15 protein-coding genes are annotated in these 19,307 nt (G+C 58.3%); 13 read left to right on the top strand and 2 right to left on the bottom strand.

The window, feature by feature from the left end; genetic code table 11:
* Window positions 1–41: 41 nt before the first annotated feature.
* Window positions 42–1,430: an aspartate aminotransferase family protein gene (locus tag M7R55_RS00265; protein ID WP_298217470.1), complete on the bottom strand. Its 1,389-nt coding sequence runs from the start codon at window positions 1,428–1,430 to the stop codon at window positions 42–44.
* Between the two features lie 222 nt (window positions 1,431–1,652).
* Between M7R55_RS00265 and speB the strand changes: the two genes are divergently transcribed.
* Together speB and M7R55_RS00255 are read left to right on the top strand one after the other, a co-directional pair.
* The gene (gene speB, locus M7R55_RS00260; protein ID WP_298217469.1) at window positions 1,653–2,603 is read left to right on the top strand and encodes an agmatinase; all 951 of its coding nucleotides are present in this window, start codon (window positions 1,653–1,655) and stop codon (window positions 2,601–2,603) included.
* A gap of 12 nt (window positions 2,604–2,615) precedes the next feature.
* Entirely contained in the window at window positions 2,616–3,923 is a 1,308-nt protein-coding gene (locus M7R55_RS00255) for an FAD-binding oxidoreductase (RefSeq protein WP_298217467.1), read from the top strand.
* A 15-nt stretch (window positions 3,924–3,938) separates the two neighbouring features.
* Here the strand turns inward: M7R55_RS00255 and M7R55_RS00250 are convergent, their stop codons facing one another.
* Window positions 3,939–5,435 (bottom strand): PLP-dependent aminotransferase family protein, encoded by a 1,497-nt coding sequence (locus tag M7R55_RS00250; protein WP_298217465.1) that lies wholly within the window; start codon window positions 5,433–5,435, stop codon window positions 3,939–3,941.
* Between the two features lie 248 nt (window positions 5,436–5,683).
* On the opposite strand from M7R55_RS00250, the gene M7R55_RS00245 reads away from it, so the two are divergent.
* The 11 genes from M7R55_RS00245 to M7R55_RS00195 all read left to right on the top strand — a co-directional run.
* On the top strand, window positions 5,684–6,442 hold the full coding sequence (locus tag M7R55_RS00245) for a gamma-glutamyl-gamma-aminobutyrate hydrolase family protein (protein WP_298217464.1): 759 nt from the start codon (window positions 5,684–5,686) through the stop codon (window positions 6,440–6,442).
* 34 nt (window positions 6,443–6,476) lie between these two features.
* A complete protein-coding gene (locus M7R55_RS00240; RefSeq protein ID WP_298217463.1) occupies window positions 6,477–7,847 on the top strand; it encodes a glutamine synthetase family protein in 1,371 nt (456 codons plus the stop codon).
* A gap of 40 nt (window positions 7,848–7,887) precedes the next feature.
* The gene (locus M7R55_RS00235) at window positions 7,888–9,303 is read left to right on the top strand and encodes an aspartate aminotransferase family protein (protein ID WP_298217462.1); all 1,416 of its coding nucleotides are present in this window, start codon (window positions 7,888–7,890) and stop codon (window positions 9,301–9,303) included.
* A gap of 148 nt (window positions 9,304–9,451) precedes the next feature.
* Window positions 9,452–10,570, top strand: a complete 1,119-nt coding sequence (locus M7R55_RS00230; protein WP_298217460.1) for a polyamine ABC transporter substrate-binding protein — start codon at window positions 9,452–9,454, stop codon at window positions 10,568–10,570.
* 131 nt (window positions 10,571–10,701) lie between these two features.
* A complete protein-coding gene (gene potA / locus M7R55_RS00225; RefSeq protein ID WP_298217459.1) occupies window positions 10,702–11,814 on the top strand; it encodes a polyamine ABC transporter ATP-binding protein in 1,113 nt (370 codons plus the stop codon).
* Window positions 11,815–11,827: 13 nt separating this feature from the next.
* The gene (locus M7R55_RS00220) at window positions 11,828–12,742 is read left to right on the top strand and encodes an ABC transporter permease subunit (protein WP_298217457.1); all 915 of its coding nucleotides are present in this window, start codon (window positions 11,828–11,830) and stop codon (window positions 12,740–12,742) included.
* Entirely contained in the window at window positions 12,739–13,587 is an 849-nt protein-coding gene (locus M7R55_RS00215; protein WP_298217455.1) for an ABC transporter permease subunit, read from the top strand. Before M7R55_RS00220 ends, M7R55_RS00215 begins: the two co-directional genes overlap by 4 nt.
* A gap of 313 nt (window positions 13,588–13,900) precedes the next feature.
* Entirely contained in the window at window positions 13,901–15,361 is a 1,461-nt protein-coding gene (locus M7R55_RS00210; protein WP_298217453.1) for an NAD-dependent succinate-semialdehyde dehydrogenase, read from the top strand.
* A gap of 89 nt (window positions 15,362–15,450) precedes the next feature.
* Window positions 15,451–16,938: an aldehyde dehydrogenase gene (locus tag M7R55_RS00205; RefSeq protein ID WP_298217451.1), complete on the top strand. Its 1,488-nt coding sequence runs from the start codon at window positions 15,451–15,453 to the stop codon at window positions 16,936–16,938.
* 23 nt (window positions 16,939–16,961) lie between these two features.
* Window positions 16,962–18,290: a 4-aminobutyrate--2-oxoglutarate transaminase gene (gabT, locus tag M7R55_RS00200; protein WP_298217450.1), complete on the top strand. Its 1,329-nt coding sequence runs from the start codon at window positions 16,962–16,964 to the stop codon at window positions 18,288–18,290.
* Window positions 18,287–19,307: type III glutamate--ammonia ligase (locus M7R55_RS00195; protein WP_298217448.1), on the top strand; the 1,021-nt coding region annotated here is incomplete at its 3' end. The genes gabT and M7R55_RS00195, both read left to right, overlap by 4 nt.

The following is a 19,307-nucleotide window of genomic DNA, read 5'->3' as shown; positions in this document are numbered from 1 at the left end:
CATTCGTTCCGAGATGTGATGACGTTTGCTGATCGCGTCGGTTAGTTTACCGTCAACGTCGTCAGGCAGTCGTCGAGCACCGTGAGCAGTGTGTCGATATCCGACGGACGGGTCTCGGGGCAGACCAGCATCATGTTGTGGAACGGGGTCAGCAGCACGCCGCGATTGAGCAGGTAGAGGTGGATGGCATGTTCCAGTTCGTCCTGCTGGGCTGCGCGCGCTTCTCGGGCATTGACCGGTGCGGTCGGGCAGAACTGCAATTCAAGTCGTGCGCCGATCCGGGTGATGCACCATGGCAGGGCATGACGTTCCAGCACGGCAGTCAATCCTTGTTCGAGGGTCGCGGCCAGCGTCAGCATATGTTCGTAGGCCGCCGGCGTGGCGACCTCGGTGAGCGTGGCATGCAGGGCCGCGAGGGTCAGCATGTTGCCGGACAAGGTCGTGCCGATACCGGAGTGACCGGGTGGCGCCGCGTCCTTGGCCGCTTGCATGCGTTTGGCCAATGCCGCGCTAAAGCCGTAGGCCGCCGCGGGCAATCCGCCGGCAATCGGTTTGCCGAAGACGATGAAATCCGGCTCGACACCGGCATTGCGCGCCCAGCCACCGCGTCCACTGGAAATGGTGTGGGTCTCGTCCAGAATCAGCAAGGTGCCGTAGCGTGTGGTCAGTTCGCGTAGGCTGGCGATGAACCCGGGTCTGGCCGGAACCATGCCGCAGTTGGTGAGCGCGGGTTCGGTGAGCAGGCAGGCGATTTCCCCGCTGGCGAGTTCGCGTTCTACCGCCGCCAGATCGTTGAAATCCACCGCCACGGTATGGAGGCCGAGATCGACCGTTTGCCCGAGTAAGCTGGCCCTGCTGACAGTTTGGCTGACTGTCTTTCCATCCTCGACATCGACCACACAATCAACCAGGGTGTCGTCCACCGTGCCGTGATAGCAGCCATCGAATACCAGCAGTTTGGTTCGCCCGGTCACGGCCCGTGCCCAACGTAGCACAAAGCGGTTGGCGTCGGTCGCGGTAGTCGCCAGTTGCCAGTAGGGCAGGCCGAACTGATCAGCCAGCGCCGCACCTACATCCGGTGTGTTTACACCGGGCAGCATGGTGGTGAAGCCGCGCTGCGCCTGTGCTTGCAGCGCGCGGGCTACCGGTTCCGGACTATGACCGAACATCGCCCCGGTATCGCCGAGGCAAAAATCCGTGTAATCGATACCGTCGGCACAAGTGAAGTGCGCACCCTGTGCTTCACGCACGAACAGGGGCGTGGGGGTGCCCCAGTCGTTCATCCAGTGCATGGGCACGCCGTAGAGAAAATGCTTGCGGGCTTCTTCGGCCAGTCGCACCGACGTGGGATGCCGTTGTAGGAATTGCTGGCGCTCGCTTTTCAGCAGGCGTTCGGCATGGGCAATCAGGGCGTCGTTGGTCGAATGCATGTCGGGCCTTTGTTGGGGGCAAATGGCCCCATCTATTTGTGCAAAATGGCCCTGTCGATTGGACCAATGTCTGGGTTAGTATCCTACCGAAATCAACGCGCTTGATAATAAATTTTTGATAAAAAACCCTGTTCGACGCCGTTCGGACAGGGTGGGAAAAGAGTGCGCCGCATAAGCGGTAGCGCGTGGGTTATTTGTGATTGATCTGAACGGAGTGACGCCATGAATCATACATTTGCCTATTTGTCTGCCGGTGGGTTCCTCGGGTTGCCGATTACGCCGGATGCGCCGCCCTCCTCCGAGTCGGGCAAACCCTTTGCCATGGCCGGTGTAACCTGGGATTGCAGCGTGACCAATCGCCCCGGTTCGCGACTCGGGCCCGGCGCGATTCGTCAGGCCAGCCGGATGCTGTGTGATGCGACCCACCCGCTGTTCGATACCTCGCCGCTGGGTGAGCTGGTTGATCTGGGCGATTTGCTGCTTCCCAACACGAGTCTGGAAACCATGCGCGCTGCGTTGATGCCCCAGGTAAACGCACTGCTCGATCGGCATGAAATGGTCTGGCTCGGTGGCGACCATTCGATCACCTTGCCGTTATTGCGTGCCTATCGTGCGCATTTCGGTCAACCGCTGGCCTGCATCCATTTCGATGCCCACTGCGATACCTGGACGGACCATTTCGGCGAGCCTTCAGGGCATGGCACCTGGGTGTATGAAGCCTTCAAAGAAAGCTTGGTCATACCGGAAGCCTTTGTTCAGGTCGGCATCCGTTCATCGGGCGTGCGCGAGGCGCGCGAATTCGTCAATGATCAGGGCGGTCGCATTTATACCGCCCGTGAATTGCGCGGCCGCGATGGTGCCGGTTTGCAGGATGTCATCGATGAGGTGCGGGCACGTCTGGCGCAGAACGGAAATCCGCCTGTCTATCTGTCCTTCGATATCGATGTCTTCGATCCGGCCTTCGCACCGGGTACGGGCACGCCGGAGCCGGGCGGACTGACCACCGCGCAGGCCATGACCCTGCTGGAGGGCTGGCATGATCTTAATTGGGTGGGCATGGATCTTGTCGAAGTGGCCCCGCCGTACGATCACGCCGAGCTGACCAGTAATGCGGCATCGACGATGATCTGGACCTGGCTCTGCGGTCGTCTGGCCGCGCGCGCCTCAACTTGATCGGAATCCACCATGCTCGCCTGCGAACAAAAACTAATTCAGAACTCCTATTACACCGCCAGTGCCAACGCTCATCCGGGCTACCCGCCGCTGGATGGCGATGCCGCAGCGGATGTGTGCATTGTCGGTGGGGGGCTCGCGGGGTTATCTGCGGCGATCGAGCTGGCGGATCGCGGCTATTCGGTCATCGTGCTGGAAGCGGAAACCGTCGGTTGGGGCGCAAGTGGCCGCAACGGCGGGCAGATCATCGCGGGCCTCGCCTGCGATCAATCGGTAATCGAAAAGGCATTGGGTCTTGAAGCCGCTCAGCAGGCATGGGATATCACCATCGAGGCGCTCGATCTGGTGCGCGAACGGGTCAAGCGGTTCGATATTGACTGCGATCTGGTGGATGGTTTTCTCGGTGTGGCCGTCGGCAAGCGCAAAGGCGCCGCCCTGCGAGACTGGTTTGAGACCATGGCGAAGCGTTACCACTACGATTCGGACGCCGAATTAATCGAACCGGATGCCCTGAATCAGTGGATCGATAGTCCGCGCTTTCACAGCGGCTATTACGATCGTCGTTCAGGGCATCTGCATCCGCTCAACTACACGCTGGGCCTGGCGCGCGCGGCGCACAGTCTGGGTGTGCGGATCTGCGAACACACACCGGTACGGACGATGACCAGTGGCGAGCCTGCCGTGCTGCATACGGACAAGGGCAGCATCACGGCGTGTTATGTCGTACTGGCGGGTAACATGTACCTACCCGAAGTATCGTCGAAATTGGCGCCTTCGCTCGCAAGTCGAATCATGCCGGTGGGTACCTATATCGTCGGCACCGAACCCTTGGACCCGGAATTGGTTTCACGCCTGATTCCCACCAAGTCAGCGGTTTGCGATACCAATGTCGTGCTCGATTACTTCCGCTTCTCCGCGGACAACCGGATGTTGTTTGGCGGCCGGGTCAGCTACAGCACCATGACGCCACCCAACCTCAAGCAAGACATGCACAAGCGGATGCAGCAGGTTTTTCCCCAGTTGGCAGATGCCAAGGTGGAATACGCCTGGGGCGGGTTTGTGGATATCACCATGAATCGTGCGCCGGACTTCGGCCGAATAGCGCCGAACGTGTTCTATCTGCAGGGTTTCTCCGGTCATGGCGTGGCGCTCACCGGCATGGCGGGCAAGCTGGTCGCCGAAGCCATCAGCGGTCAGGCGGAGCGACTCGATCTGATGGCGCGCATTCCGCACCATAGCTTTATTGGCGGCAAGCTGTTGCGCATGCCGGCGCTCGTTCTGGGCATGGCGTGGTATCGACTGCGCGACGCGCTGGGTTAAAAGCGCCGCATTACATTAATTGCTCAATGCCGCCTGAATCACATCGGCAAGGATGCGTCCATAGGTCGTGATGCGATCCGTGGCGGCATAGGCATAGCCGATAATCAGCCCTTTTTCGCGCTTATCTCCCACGCTGTAATGGGATAACGGGTAAACGCGCAGGCCTTGTTCTGCGGCCAATTCGGCCACTCGTACATCGTCACAGGTCGGGGGGAGTTCCACCACTAGATGCAGTCCAGAGCCGGCGGGCGGCAGGCGAGCGCCGACGCTGGTTACAGGAGCCAATGCCTTTTGCAGCAGGTAGCGCCGTTCCTTGTATATCTGCCGCAAGCGCCGAATATGGGTTGAGAAATGGCCTTCCTCGATAAAGTCGGCCAGCGCCGCCTGAATCACGACCTGGCCGGGGCGTTGCAGTTCATACAGCCCGCGTTTGAAGCGTTCCGCCAAATCGGGCGGCACCACGATGTAGCCCAGTTTGATGCCGGGATACATCACCTTGGAAAAGGTACCCATGTAGAGCACGCAGCCGCTTTGATCCATGCCTTGCAGTGAGGAGAGCGGCCGTCCCTCGAAGCGAAATTCGCTGTCGTAATCATCTTCGAGAATCCAGGCTCCTCGGCTGGCTGCGTAATCCAGAAGCAGGCGACGACGCCCATAACTCATGGCAACGCCCTTGGGGTATTGGTGGGATGGCGTGGTATAGATCAGACGCGGTGGATTTCGAAAATCGATGTTGCCTGGTGCCATTCCTTCATCATCCACGGCAACCGGGTGAAGTGTCAGGCCGTTGACCTCCAGAACGCGTCGCGCGCCCCAATAGCAGGGATTCTCAACCCATACGTGGTCCCCGTAATCGGTGAGCATACGGGCGCATAGGTCGATGGATTGCTGTGTGCCCGAGGTGATCAGCACCTGTTCTACCGTCAGGTTGACGGTGCGGGACATGCGCAGATAGTTGGCAATGGCGTGCCGGAGCGGCAAATGGCCACCGGCATGGCCATAGTCCAGAAAGGCGGGCTGCGGATCGCGCCATTGGCGGTTGAGAAGGCGGCGCCAGATCTGGGTCGGGAAGGCGGAGAAATCATCCTCCCCGGGCGTGAAAGGCTGCACTTCATAACTGGGTTGATCCGACGGCCCTGCCGCGATAGTGCCCCGTTTGGAGAGACTTGTTGTATTCCTTGCCGTTTCGGTTTGCGGTGTCGCACCGGATTCCTGTGTTGTGACAAAGCTCTCCGGTAACGTGGCGGCAATGCGGGTACCACTACCGATCTGCGACACGACATATCCTTCTTCATGTAGTTGTTCGAATGCGGCCAGCAGGGTGTTTCGGGACAGGCCGAGTTCTTCCGCCAGATTGCGTGTGGACGGCAATCGGGCACCGGGCGTGAGATGCTGCGTGGCAATGGCGCGGCGGATGGCTTCATATACCCGGCGATGTGTCGGCATCCGTGGCGGGAATCGCCCCTGTTTGAGCTCGGTGAGCAACCATTCCGAAATGGTTAAAGATTCCACGGCCCGTCTCCTCGTTTAAAGTGGTTCCACGCAGAACAAGTAAATGGCTCTTGTTGGTTTGCCTTTCTGGGATAAGAATAAACCCATTGTAGATGTTTATGTGAAAATTATTTGAAAAATAAATCAATATGTTTTTGATTTATATGTTTATTTTTTGAATTTGATCTTTTGGTTTGCTTTGGTGCACACAGGGTGCCATTAGACGCTTAGAATGGCCGGTCAGTACCAATTAAGAGGGTGTCGGATAAATGATTTACCGCAGTAAGCCGGTTGTTCTGATGGCCGCGGATATGAGACAGATCGACGGTCAAACATTTCATGCCGTCGGTCATAAGTACGTTGCGGCGCTTGCCGGTGCGGCGCAAGCGGTGCCGCTGGCAATCCCTGCGCTGGGCTCGGACAGTGAACTTGAAGCCTTGATTGCATTGGCCGATGGCATTCTGTTGCCGGGCGCGGTATCCAATGTGCACCCATCCCATTTTGATGAAGACGTGCTGGACCCATCCCTGCCGCTTGATCCGGCGCGTGACAGCACGACCCTGCGATTAATCGATGCCGCCGTGACGGCGGGCGTTCCGTTGTTGGGCATTTGTCGCGGGTTTCAGGAAATCAACGTGGCGTTTGGCGGTAGCCTGCATCAGGCCGTGCATGACACCGAAGGATTTGCCGATCATCGGGAAGTCGATAGCACGCTGCCGGAAGCGCAGTATGGCCCTCAGCATCTCGTTTCCACCGTGCCCGGCGGTATGCTGGCCGAGATTACGGGATGCGGCGAGTTTATGGTCAATTCGCTGCACGGCCAGGGCATCGCGCGGCTTGGCTCGGGGTTGGTCGCCGAGGCTTATGCACCCGACGGTCTGATCGAGGCGATCCGTATTTCCGATGCGAAAGCATTCGCGCTGGCGGTGCAGTGGCACCCGGAATGGGATGTACTGAACAACCCGCCTTACTTGTCGATATTTCGCGCTTTTGGCACAGCCTGTCGTGAACGCGCTGCGTCACGCTGAGCCAAGTGATAAAACGGATAAAACGGAGAACAATATGATTGAGCGTAAAGACTTTTCTCACAAGGATATGGACCAGTGGCTGGCCGCTCACAATGTCACGGAAATCGAGTGTCTTGTTCCCGATCTCACTGGCGTGGCGCGGGGCAAGATCCTACCGCGGGAAAAATTCACCGCTGAGCGTGCCATGCGTCTCCCCGAAGCGGTTCTGGGTGTGACGGTGACCGGTGAATCACCTGAAAACCGGCCGGCTTACGATAATGTGTTCGGCTTTACCGACAAGGACATGGTGCTGGTTCCCGACCCCAGCACGGTTCGTTTGGTACCCTGGGCGGTTGACCCCACGGCCCAGGTGATCATGGATTGCCTGTTCCACGATGGTACTCGGGTGGACTTTGCGCCACGCAATGTGTTGCGCAAAGTGACGGAGCTGTACAAAAGCATGGGCTGGTCGCCGATCGTGGCCCCCGAGCTGGAGTTCTACCTGCTGGCGCGAAATACCGATCCCAACCAACCGCTGGTGCCGCCGATCGGCCGCAGTGGCCGCGCAGAAACCAGTCGTCAGCTGTACAGCATCGATGCGGTGAATGAGTTCGATCCGCTGTTCGAGGAAATCTACGAGTACTGCGACATCATGGGGTTGGAGCTCGACACACTGATTCACGAGTTCGGTGCCGGGCAAATGGAAATCAATTTCCTGCACGACGACCCCATGGTTCTTGCCGACAAGGTGTTCTTCTTCAAGCGGACCCTGCGCGAAGCGGCCCTGCGTCACAACATGTATGCCACCTTCATGGCCAAGCCGATGGCCAACGAGCCCGGCTCGGCAATGCATATCCATCAGAGCATACTCGATACCGGAACCGGCCAGAATATTTTCAGCAATCCGGATGGCAGTGAATCCCCATTGTTCCAGCAGTACATCGCCGGTCTGCAAAAATACCTGCCCGCTGCCATGGCGTTGCTTGCCCCTTATGTGAACTCGTATCGCCGCATCGTGCGCGGTGGCGCTGCCCCCATCAACATCGAATGGGGTTACGACAATCGCACCGTCGGTATCCGCGTGCCTCATTCCGGGCCGGAAGCGCGTCGAGTCGAAAATCGGGTCGTGGGCGCCGATGCCAATCCTTATCTGGCCATGGCGGTCACGCTTGCCTGTGGTTATCTCGGCATTGTCGAGAAATTACAGCCAAGCGACGTGACAACTGGCAGTGCTTATGACTCGAACTATCAATTGCCCCGAGAGCTTTCGGAGGCTCTGCGCCAATTGGATGCATCCAAGCCCTTGCGTGAAGTGCTGGGAGATAACTTTATTGATGTTTATGTGGCGGTTAAAGAAACCGAGCATGAAGAATTCATGCGCGTCATCAGCCCGTGGGAACGCGAGCATCTGTTGATGCACGTTTGATTTGAACAAAATGAAACAGAATCAAAACGAGGAGAACACCATGTTGGCTACGACCCGTGCAAAGACCGATGAAATCCAAGCACTGGATTCGGCACATTACATGCATCCCTTTACCGACCATAAATCACTGGCGAGTAAAGGGGCGAGGGTAATCACCCGTGGCGAAGGTGTTTATATCTGGGATTCAGAAGGCAACGAAATTTTCGATGGCATGTCCGGATTGTGGTGTGTCAACGTGGGTTACGGCCGCAAGGAACTGGTTGATGCCGCAGCGCAGCAGATGCAGGTGCTGCCGTACTACAACAGCTTTTTCCAGACGACCAACGAGCCAGCGGCCAAATTGGCAAGGCGAATTGTCAGCCTGGCCGGGGAGCGATTCTCCCATGTATTTTTCAGCTCTTCCGGATCGGAATCGAATGACACAAATGTGCGCATGGTGCGCCATTATTGGGCAACGCTTGGCCATCCGGAGCGCAATGTCATCATCAGCCGGAACAACGCCTATCACGGCTCGACGGTGTGTGGCGCCTCGCTCGGCGGCATGGCGGGCATGCATGCTCAGGGTGGTTTGCCGGTGCCGGGCATCGTGCACATCGAACAGCCTTATCATTTCGGGCTTGCGCCGAATCAGGACAAGGATGCCTTCGGTATCGAAGCGGCCGGTTGGCTGGAGCAGAAGATTCTGGAAGTCGGTCCGGAAAAGGTCGCCGCTTTCATCGGCGAGCCGGTGCAGGGAGCAGGTGGCGTGATCATCCCACCAAAAACCTACTGGCCCGAGATTCAGCGAATCTGTGATAAGTACGGAATTCTGCTGATCTGTGATGAAGTTATCTGCGGCTTCGGGCGGTTGGGTGCGTGGTTCAGCTCGGAAATGATGGGTGCGAAACCGGATCTGATTACCTTCGCCAAAGGCGTGACATCAGGGTATATCCCGCTCGGTGGCGTCGTGGTCGGCAAGCGCGTGGCCGAGGTGCTGATCGAGCAAGGTGGTGAGTTCAACCACGGCTATACCTATTCGGGGCACCCTGTCGCCTGTGCCGTGGCACTGGCCAATCTGGATATTATTGAACGAGAAGGGCTGGTGGAGCGGGTTCACGATGTCACAGGTCCTTATCTCGCCGAGCGGTTTGCCGAATTATCCGACCACCCTTTGGTCGCGGCGCCTGAGACGTTCGGCATGGTTGGCGGATTCGAATTGATGAAAGACAAGGCAAAAAACCAGTCCTTTGATGCATCGCTGGAAGTTGGCATGATCTGTCGCGATCACTGCTTTGCCAATGGGCTGATCATGCGTGCGGTGGGTGATCGAATGATCATTGCCCCGCCCTTGGTTTGCACCAAGTCTGACATTAATGAAATGACGAAACGGGTTCGCATCTGTCTGGATGCGACTCTCAAAGACATACAGTCGCGAGGCTGGATGGATGCAGCGCACTCGGCTGAAGTGACTGCATAAAAGAGCGGCAACGCTTGTAAAGGGTTTGCAGAGGGTGTGCTGGTAACGGTCGCCGTATGTGGCCCTTTGTTGGATGTACTCGAGTTTGGTTTACTTGTGTTGGATGTAATTTTTCGAACTTGCCAATGACCCTGAAGGAGAACTTCATATGAAATCAGTGTTCAAAAAACAATTACTCGGCGGCATGATCGCCGTGGCGTTTACCGCCGGACTGGTTCCGGTTGCAGGAGCGGCAGAGGAGAAGGTCCTCAATATCTACAACTGGTCGGATTACATTGCTCCAGACACCATCTCGAATTTCGAGAAGGAAACGGGCATCAAGGTTAACTACGATAACTACGACAGCAATGAAACGCTTCACGCCAAACTGGTTGCCGGTCATACCGGTTACGACATCGTGGTGCCATCTGCCAACTGGGCCGAGCTGCAAATCAAGGGTGGCCTGTTCCAGAAAATCGACAAGAGCAAGATCCCGAATCTGGTCCACCTCAACCCGGCCATCGAGAAACAACTTGCCGTCGTTGATCCGGGCAACCAGTACCTCGTCAACTGGCTGTGGGGCTACACCACGGTGGGTATCAATGTCGACAAGGTGAAGGCAGCACTCGGCGACACGCCGATGCCCAAAAGCGCCTGGGATCTGATCTTCGATCCGAAGTATGCGAGCAAACTCAAGTCCTGCGGTATTTCCGTGCTGGATTCGGCCTATGAAGTGCTGCCTGCAGCGCTGCATTCCATGAATATGGATCCGTTCTCCAACAAGAAGGCCGATTACGAAGCGGCATTTAAGAAAATCGAGAAGATTCGTCCCTACATCAAGGAATTCTCATCCTCCAGCTACATTGATGATCTGGCAAACGGCTCACTGTGTGTTTCCCTCGGTTGGTCCGGCGACATGAGCCAGTCCGCGCAGCGTGCGATCGACAGCAAGAACGGTCAGAAAATCGAGGTTCTGATTCCAGAAAATGGTGGCCTGGCGTTCTTCGACAGCATGGCGATTCCAAAAGACGCGCCGCACCCGGAAAATGCATACAAGTGGATGAATTACATCCTGCAACCGAAGGTGGATGCCTCTCTGACCAACGAAGTGCTGTACGCGAACCCCAACAAGGATTCCCTGCCCTTTGTTACCCCTGACGTGGCCAACAATAAGTCCGTGTTCCTCTCCGATGCGGATTTGGCAAAACTGGTCACACCCAAGGCCGTCAACAGCGACACCCGTCGTCTAATGACTCGTCTTTACACCAAGTTCAAGACAGGTTCTTAATGTTCCTACACTCCGTCCGTTAAGCACGGGCGGAGTGCTTTTCTACCCAAGTGGATAGTTTGGTGGCTCGATTGGCAGTCAGTTCGAATTGCCGGTTGGTTAGAAAAGTTGAATCTCATGAGGAGATAGGTATGGCATCGGTAACGGCCAATACAGACCGAGAAGTGTTATTGAAGATTGATGGTGTCAGCAAGATCTTCGACGGTGTCGTCAAGGCAGTGGACAATGTTTCCCTGTCTGTGAAAAAGGGCGAAATCTTTGCGCTGGTGGGCAGCTCAGGCTGCGGCAAATCGACCTTGTTGCGGATGCTGGCCGGCTTTGAAGCCCCGACGAGCGGACGGATCTATCTCTCCGGACAGGATATTACCGATCTGATGCCCTATGAGCGGCCGGTCAATATGATGTTTCAGTCCTATGCGCTTTTCCCGCATCTGAACGTATGGGACAACGTGGCATTCGGCCTGCGGCGTGATGGACTGAAAGGCGCCGAACTCGCCAAGCGGGTGGACGCCATGCTCAATCTGGTGCAGTTATCCAAATACGGCAAGCGCAAACCGCATCAACTCTCTGGCGGTCAGCAACAGCGGGTGGCGTTGGCACGTAGTCTGGCCAAGCGGCCCACGCTCTTGCTGCTTGACGAACCCCTGGGCGCGCTCGACAAGAAACTGCGCGAAACCACCCAGCTCGAATTGGTCAACATCATCGAGCAGGTCGGCGTGACCTGTGTTCTGGTTACCCATGACCAGGAAGAAGCCATGACCATGGCCTCGCACATCGCGGTCATGGACGAGGGTTATTTCCTGCAGGTGGGTACGCCTGATGAAATCTACGAGACGCCCAACAGCCGGTTTGTCGCCGGTTTCGTGGGCAACGTGAATATTTTCGAAGGCAAGGTCGACGAAGACGAGCCCGATCACATCACCGTTATCTGCCCCGAATGCACGCATTATGTGGGGCATGGCATTACCGGCACATCCGGCATGCGTGTGGCGGTCGCGCTGCGGCCGGAAAAAATCCAGCTTTCGTCGGTGCAACCGAACAAGAACCACAACTGGTGCGCGGGCGAGGTGGTCGAAATCGCCTATCTCGGGCCGCATACGACCTATCACCTCAAACTCAAGACGGGCATGGTGCTCAAGGTTCAGCAGCCTAATCTGACCCGGAAAATGGCGGACGATCTGACCTGGGGCGATCATGTGTTCGCGCATTGGACCCGTGATGCCATGGTAGTGCTGACAGAATAAGGAGGGCCCGATCATGAGAAAGCAATCCATCATGCCTCGTCTGCGACGGCTGTTCACCGTACGTAATCTGGTGATCGGCATCCCGATGATCTGGCTGTTTGCCCTGGCCGCCGCCCCCTTGTTGCTGGTGCTGAATATCAGCCTGGCCCATATGGAAGTGACTTCGGTGTCCAGCCTGTGGCACTGGGCCGATGACGAGCTGACCCTGAAGTTCAATTTCGGCAACTACCTGTATCTGGGCGAGGATTCACTCTATTTTGACACCTATGTCTCTTCGCTGAAATTCGCGGCGCTGACGACACTGTACTGTCTGATCGTGGGCTATCCGTTCGCGTACTTCATCTCGCGGGCGCCAGCGCATCTGCGCACGATGCTGCTCATGCTGGTTATGCTGCCGTTCTGGACCTCGTTCCTACTGCGTATCTATGCGTGGAAAGCCCTGCTGGCCGATAACGGCATCGTGAACAGCGGGTTGATGGGGCTAGGTGTGATTGCCTCCCCGATCCACATGATGCAGACCCCGTTTTCGCTCACCATCGGCATGGTATACGCCTATCTGCCGTTCATGGTGCTGCCGCTGTACGCGACGCTCGTAAAACTGGATGGCCGCATGCTCGAAGCGGCGGCCGATCTCGGTGCCAGTCCGTTCAAGACCTTCTGGCTGGTCACGGTGCCACTGACCAAACGCGGCATCATTGCGGGCTCGCTACTCGTGTTCATCCCGGCGTTCGGAGAGTACGTGATCCCCGAACTGCTCGGCGGCCCAAGAACACTCATGATTGCCCGCGTCCTGTGGGATGAGTTCTTCAGCAACAACGACTGGCCCATGGCCTCTGCCGTCACCATCGTGATGATTCTGCTCATCCTTGTGCCCATGGCCCTGTTCAATCGCTACAACGATCAAACAAGGGTAGGAGATAAGACATGAAGCACCCTTTTGGACGTTCAGTGTTCGGTCGCACCTGGCTGATCGCGGTATTCATCTTCCTGTATATCCCAATCGTCACGCTGGTGGTGTACTCGTTCAACGATTCACGTTTGAGCACGGTCTGGACCGGATTCACCTTCAAGTGGTACGTGGATGCATCACACGACCGCGAGTTGATCGATGGTTTGATCATCTCGCTCAAGCTGGCGTTCATGAGCGCGAGCCTGTCGGTGATCTTCGGCACGTTCACGGCCTTCGTGCTGGTGCGGTATGGTCGGTTCAAGGGGCGCGGACTTCTGGCCTCCATGGCCAACGCACCGCTGGTCATGCCGGATGTCATCGTGGGTATTTCCCTTTTGCTGATGCTGGTTGCCCTGCAAAAGTGGTTGGGCTTTCCCGAGCGCGGCATCGGCACGATTCTGTTGGGGCATGCCCTGATCGGCACCTCGTTTGCCACGGTGGTGATCATTTCAAGGCTGCGCGAAATCGATCATCGGCTCGAAGAAGCCGCAATGGATCTGGGCTGCAAGCCCTTTCAGGTGTTCTGGCTGGTTACCCTGCCCCTGATCGCATCCGCACTGGTTTCGGCCTTCCTACTTACCTTTACCCTGTCATTCGATGATGTCGTGATCGCAGCCTTCCTGTCGGGGCCGGGGTCGACCACCCTACCGCTCGTCATCTTCTCGCGGGCGCGCTTGGGGCTCGATCCCTCCATCAATGCCGTCGCCACTGTCATCATCGTGGTCGTCAGCATCGGGGTTATTGCGTCCAGCCTGTACCAACTTCGGGCGGAACGTCGACGACAACGCGAAGTTGCCGATGCGTATGCGCAAGGAAAGAGTTAAGAGAAAGGGTCAAGGGAAAAGGTTAATCGGGCCGAGATTGAAACTTCGATTGTTCAAGCCTGATGTACAGGTCTGGGCTTTGGGTCTGAACGTTGAACTGGATTGGCTGATCGGCTTCGCGCCGAGCGAATCAAATCCTCCCTAACCCCCCATTTTTCAAAGGGGGGGAGTCAGCCCTTTTGAACGAAAGCGCATCCCCCTTTGTAAAAGGGGGAACGAGGGGGATTTAAGGCAGCACTGATCTGAGGCGTGCTCAAATCAAACCCCACAGTCGAGCCGGGCGGCTTGGCTATACACCAAATCTGGAGATTTTATGTCTATCCAACTCAAATATCCGGCACTCCTCAAACAAGGCGTTGCCTGGTTGGCGGGTACATGGGTCGGCGCTGATTCCGGTGCCACCTTGACGGTGACGAACCCGGCCACGGCGCAACCGATTGCCACAGTGCCCCTGATGGGGCGGGTCGAAACAGCGTGCGCGATTGCCGCCGCAGCCTTAGCACAAAAAGAATGGCGTGGCTTGACGGCCAAGGATCGGTCTTCGCGATTGAAAACTTGGTTCGCGCTGATCATGCAACATCAGGAAGATCTGGCGCGGATTCTGACCGCTGAACAGGGCAAGCCGTTGGCCGAAGCGCGCGGTGAAATCGCCTACGGTGCCAGCTTTATCGAATGGTTTGCCGAAGAAGCCAAGCGGGTGTACGGCGAAGTGATCCCGGCACCGCAGGGTGATCGTCGATTGCTGGTGTTGAAGCAGCCGATTGGCGTCACCGCCGCCATCACGCCCTGGAACTTCCCGACCGCGATGATCACCCGCAAGGTCGGCCCGGCGCTGGCGGCCGGTTGCGCCATGATCGTCAAGCCCGCCGAGCAGACCCCGTTGTCCGCCCTAGCGCTGGCCGTGCTGGCCGAAGAAGCAGGCATTCCAGGTGGCGTGTTCCAGGTCATTACCGGCGATCCGCGGGAAATCGGCGGCGCCATTTGCGAAAGCCCAGTGGTGACCAAATTATCCTTTACCGGCTCGACCGAAGTGGGCCGCATCCTGATGCGTCAGAGCGCGGACACCATCAAGAAGCTGTCGCTGGAACTGGGCGGCAATGCACCGTTCATCGTGTTCGACGATGCGGATCTGGATGCGGCCGTTGACGGCGCCATTGCCAGCAAATACCGGAACGCGGGTCAGACCTGTGTCTGTGCCAACCGGTTGTTCGTTCAGGACGGCGTATTCGATGTCTTCGCGCAGAAACTGGCCGATCGCGTGGCGCAACTGGAGGTCGGCGATGGTTTTACGGACGGCATCACACAAGGTCCGTTGATTGATGAAGCGGCGCTGGCCAAGGTGGAAAGTCACGTTGGCGATGCGATTGCCAAGGGTGCCCGTCTGGTCTCGGGCGGCAAGCGCCATGCGTTGGGCGGCACATTCTATGAGCCGACCGTGCTGGCGGATGTGAGCCCGGATGCGCTGATGTTCCGCGAAGAAACCTTCGGCCCGGTCGCGCCGCTGTTCCGCTTCAAGACCGACGAGGAAGTGGTTGAGCTCGCCAACCGCACCGAATTCGGCCTGGCTTCGTACTTCTACAGCCGGGATATCGGGCGCATCTGGCGCGTGGCGGAAGCGCTCGAATACGGCATGGTCGGCGTCAACACCGGCATCATCTCGAATGAAGTGGCACCCTTCGGCGGGGTCAAGCAGTCGGGTCTGGGGCGTGAAGGTTCCCACCACGGCATCGACGAGTATCTGGAAATCAAATACGTCGCCATGGCGGGTCTGTAAGCACGCTTGGTGAGAAACAGGGCCGCGCCACAGTTCGGCCAGCACAGCAAAAAAGCACAGCAAAAAACACGGTAAACAGGGGTGATGAAATGAACACGATTGATTGGCATGCCCGGGCGGCGGCGCTCACGATGGACGGTCGCGCCTGGATCAACGGTCAGCGCGTCGATGCGGTTGATGGCAGCACCTTCGAGTGTCTGTCGCCGGTCGATGGCCGCAAACTGGCAGACGTGGCGCGCTGCAAGGCGGCGGATGTCGACCGGGCGGTTGCGGCAGCGCGTGAGGCCTTCGAAGACCGGCGCTGGGCTGGTCTGTCGCCGCGAGCGCGCAAGACGATCCTGATCCGTTTTGCCGATCTGGTATTGGCGAACCGTGAAGAACTGGCATTGCTGGAAACGCTGGATATGGGCAAACCCATATCGGCCAGCATGAGCACCGATGTACCCGCTACGGCAAATACCCTGCGGTGGTACGGCGAAGCGATCGACAAGGTGTATGATGAGATCGCGCCGACCAACGACCGCACCCTGGCCCTGATTACCCGCGAACCCATAGGCGTGGTCGCGGCCATCGTGCCGTGGAATTATCCCATGCTGATGGCTTCCTGGAAGATTGCACCGGCGCTGGCCGCAGGCAACAGCGTGATCCTCAAGCCCTCGGAAAAGTCGCCCTTGACCGCGCTGCGCCTGGGTGAACTGGCACTGGAAGCGGGCATCCCGGCTGGCGTGCTCAACGTGCTGCCGGGCTTTGGCCCCGAGGCCGGTTCACCGTTGGCCCTGCATAGGGATATCGACTGCATCGCCTTCACCGGCTCGACCGCGGTGGGCAGGAAAATCCAGATCATGGCGGGTGAAAGCAACCTCAAGCGGGCCTGGTGCGAACTGGGCGGCAAGTCACCCAATATCGTGTTTGCCGATTGCCCCGATCTGGATCGTGCCGTGGCCGCCGCGGCCGGTTCGATCTTCTACAATCAGGGCGAGAGCTGCAACGCGCCGTCGCGCCTGCTGGTCGAGCGTTCCATCCGCGATGAATTCGTCGAGAAACTCAAGCAATACTCGCCCAAGCACATGCCGGGCGACCCGCTCGATCCCAACACCACCATGGGCGCGCTGGTCGACCAGATGCAGATGGACAACGTGCTCAAATACATCGAAGCGGGCAAAAGCCAAGGCGCGACCTTGTGCTGCGGCGGCGAGCAGGTTCGCACGGAAACCGGCGGTTTCTATGTGGCGCCGACCATTTTCGACGGCGTGACCAATGAAATGATCATCGCCAGCGAGGAAATCTTCGGCCCCGTGCTGTCGATCATCACTTTCGATTCGCAGGAAGAAGCGATTCGAATCGCCAACGACACCAGCTACGGCCTGGCCGCCGCCGTCTGGACGCGGGATATTTCGCGGGCGCATCTTATGGCCCGTGCCCTGCGCGCCGGGACCGTGCACGTCAACTGCTATGACGAAGACGACATCACCGTGCCGTTCGGCGGCTTCAAGCAATCCGGCAACGGTCGCGACAAGTCGCTGCACGCGCTCGAAAAATACACCGAACTCAAAACCACGTGGATCAGCCTCGCCTGATACGGCGAGCAAGGAACAGCGACATGACCGCCCATGCAATGACAAACAACGCCCAAACAATCGCGCCATCCGATCAATCCAGAAACGCAGATCTGCAGGCGCGCCGGCTGGCCGCCACACCGCGCGGTGTCGGCGTGATGGCCGGTTTCTACATCGACCGCGCGCAGAACGCCGAAGTGTGGGACGTGGAAGGCAATCGTTATATCGATTTCGCTGGCGGTATCGCCGTGCTCAATACCGGCCATCGTCATCCGGCGCTGGTTGCGGCCATCGAGGAGCAACTCAAGCGCTTCACGCACACCTGCTATCAGGTGTTGCCCTATGAAAGCTATGTGCGACTGGCCGAACGCATCAATGCGCTGGTGCCCGGCGATTTCGCCAAAAAGACGGCCTTCTTTTCCAGCGGCGCGGAAGCGGTGGAAAACGCAGTCAAGATCGCCCGTTCCAGCACCGGCCGACCGGGCATTATCGCGTTCTCGGGTGGCTTTCATGGCCGCACGATGATGGGCTGCGCCCTGACCGGCAAGGTGGTGCCCTACAAGGTCGGCTTCGGGCCATTTCCTGCCGAGGTCTACCACCTGCCGTTCCCGATGGCCGTGCATGGCGTCACTGTCGAGGACTCGATTCACGCGCTGCAAACCCTGTTCAAGGCCGCTATCGAACCGAACCGCGTGGCGGCCATTATTATCGAGCCGGTGCAGGGCGAAGGTGGTTTTTATATTGCGCCGCCTGAGCTGTTGCGTGGTTTGCGCAAGGTCTGCGATGAGCACGGCATCCTGCTGATTTTCGACGAAGTGCAAACCGGCTTCGGCCGTACCGGCAAGTTGTTCGCCACCGAGCACTATGACGTCCTGCCAGATATCGTGACCCTGGCCAAGAGCATGGCGGGCGGCATGACCCTGTCTGCCGTGTGCGGTCGGGCCGAAGTGATGGATGCGCCCGCACCGGGCGGTCTTGGTGGCACCTACGCGGGTAATCCGCTGGCGATTGCCGCAGCGCACGCCGTGATCGACGTTATGGCACAGGAAAAACTGGTCGAACGCTCCAATCTGCTGGGCGAAAAACTGATGGCGCGTCTGAAGGCAGCGCAGGCCATTGTGCCGACACTGAAGGAAGTCCGTGGACTGGGTTCGATGGTGGCCGCCGAGTTTTTCGACCCGGCTACCGGCGCGCCCTCGCCGGATGCCGCCAAACGCGTCCAGCAAGCGGCGCTGGGAGAAGGCTTGATCCTGCTCTCTTGCGGCGTTTACGCCAATGTGATCCGCTTTCTCTACCCGCTGACCACCGAAGATGCGGTATTCGATGAAGCATTGGATATGCTCGACCGGGCATTGGCCAAGGCACAATCATGAGTACCTCAAAACGGGACAAGGCCGAGATCGCCGCAGCCAAACAACACATGGCGGCTGCTGGCGTGCATACCGTCATCGCGCAGTTTGTGGACATCCACGGCGCGGTGAAGGCCACCTACATCCCGCTCGACCATCTCGACGACATCGTCTATCCGGGGGCAGGGTTTGGTTCGCCTTCCATTAATGGAACCGGGTTGCCGCGGCATGGCCCTCGGGCCGAGTTTTATGGTCAGGGTGATCTGACCACGTTGCAGGCAATGCCCTGGATGCCCGGCTATGCCCGCATCGCCTGCGACGGGGTGGTGCTCGACGAACCGTACAGTCGTTGTTCGCGCCATCTGCTCAAACGGCAAATGGCGCGTTTGGCCGAACGGGGATGGATGCTCAATGTCGGCATCGAACCCGAGTTCTGCCTGTTCCATCAGGATGCGGCGGGCCGACCGATTCCGGCCGATGCGGCGGATACGCTGGACAAGCCGTCCTACGATTTCAAGGCCATGGCGCGTGTCAGCGATGTTTTGCGCCGACTGGAACAAGGACTGGACGCCTGTGGTTTCGACGTGTTTCAGATCGATCACGAGGATGCCAGCGGGCAGTACGAACTCAACTACCATTACAGCGACGCGCTGACGGCGGCTGATCGTTTCGTTCTGTTCAAGATGGCGGCGCATCACATCGCCGAGGACGCGAGCTTAATCTTTACGATGATGCCCAAGCCCTTTGCCGACCGTCCCGGCAACGGGCTGCACATGCACTTGTCGTTGAGGGACAACGAGGGGCGGGCGGTCATGGCCGAAGCGTCGGATTCGCACGGTCTTTCCGACATCGGTCGGCAGTGCGTGGCAGGTTTGCTGGCGCACTGCCCGGCGTTGACCGCCTTCCACGCCCCCACCGTGAACTCGTACAAGCGGTTGGTGGTGGGGCGTTCGCTGTCCGGCACGAGCTGGGCACCGGCACACATTGCCTGGGGCGACAACAATCGCACCACTGTGGTGCGGACGACTGGCGGGCGGCTTG

This window comes from Halothiobacillus sp., assembly GCF_027346185.1.
GTDB lineage: Bacteria > Pseudomonadota > Gammaproteobacteria > Halothiobacillales > Halothiobacillaceae > Halothiobacillus.
This window is presented reverse-complemented; position numbering and strand designations above follow the sequence as displayed.

What these genes read in the sequence shown, in the direction of transcription:
- M7R55_RS00265 (WP_298217470.1), bottom strand. Translation starts at nt 1,430, where the DNA reads ATGCATTCGACCAACGACGCCCTGATTGCCCATGCCGAACGCCTGCTG.
- speB (WP_298217469.1), top strand. Translation starts at nt 1,653, where the DNA reads ATGAATCATACATTTGCCTATTTGTCTGCCGGTGGGTTCCTCGGGTTG.
- M7R55_RS00255 (WP_298217467.1), top strand. Translation starts at nt 2,616, where the DNA reads ATGCTCGCCTGCGAACAAAAACTAATTCAGAACTCCTATTACACCGCC.
- M7R55_RS00245 (WP_298217464.1), top strand. Translation starts at nt 5,684, where the DNA reads ATGATTTACCGCAGTAAGCCGGTTGTTCTGATGGCCGCGGATATGAGA.
- M7R55_RS00240 (WP_298217463.1), top strand. Translation starts at nt 6,477, where the DNA reads ATGATTGAGCGTAAAGACTTTTCTCACAAGGATATGGACCAGTGGCTG.
- M7R55_RS00235 (WP_298217462.1), top strand. Translation starts at nt 7,888, where the DNA reads ATGTTGGCTACGACCCGTGCAAAGACCGATGAAATCCAAGCACTGGAT.
- M7R55_RS00230 (WP_298217460.1), top strand. Translation starts at nt 9,452, where the DNA reads ATGAAATCAGTGTTCAAAAAACAATTACTCGGCGGCATGATCGCCGTG.
- potA (WP_298217459.1), top strand. Translation starts at nt 10,702, where the DNA reads ATGGCATCGGTAACGGCCAATACAGACCGAGAAGTGTTATTGAAGATT.
- M7R55_RS00220 (WP_298217457.1), top strand. Translation starts at nt 11,828, where the DNA reads ATGAGAAAGCAATCCATCATGCCTCGTCTGCGACGGCTGTTCACCGTA.
- M7R55_RS00215 (WP_298217455.1), top strand. Translation starts at nt 12,739, where the DNA reads ATGAAGCACCCTTTTGGACGTTCAGTGTTCGGTCGCACCTGGCTGATC.
- M7R55_RS00210 (WP_298217453.1), top strand. Translation starts at nt 13,901, where the DNA reads ATGTCTATCCAACTCAAATATCCGGCACTCCTCAAACAAGGCGTTGCC.
- M7R55_RS00205 (WP_298217451.1), top strand. Translation starts at nt 15,451, where the DNA reads ATGAACACGATTGATTGGCATGCCCGGGCGGCGGCGCTCACGATGGAC.
- gabT (WP_298217450.1), top strand. Translation starts at nt 16,962, where the DNA reads ATGACCGCCCATGCAATGACAAACAACGCCCAAACAATCGCGCCATCC.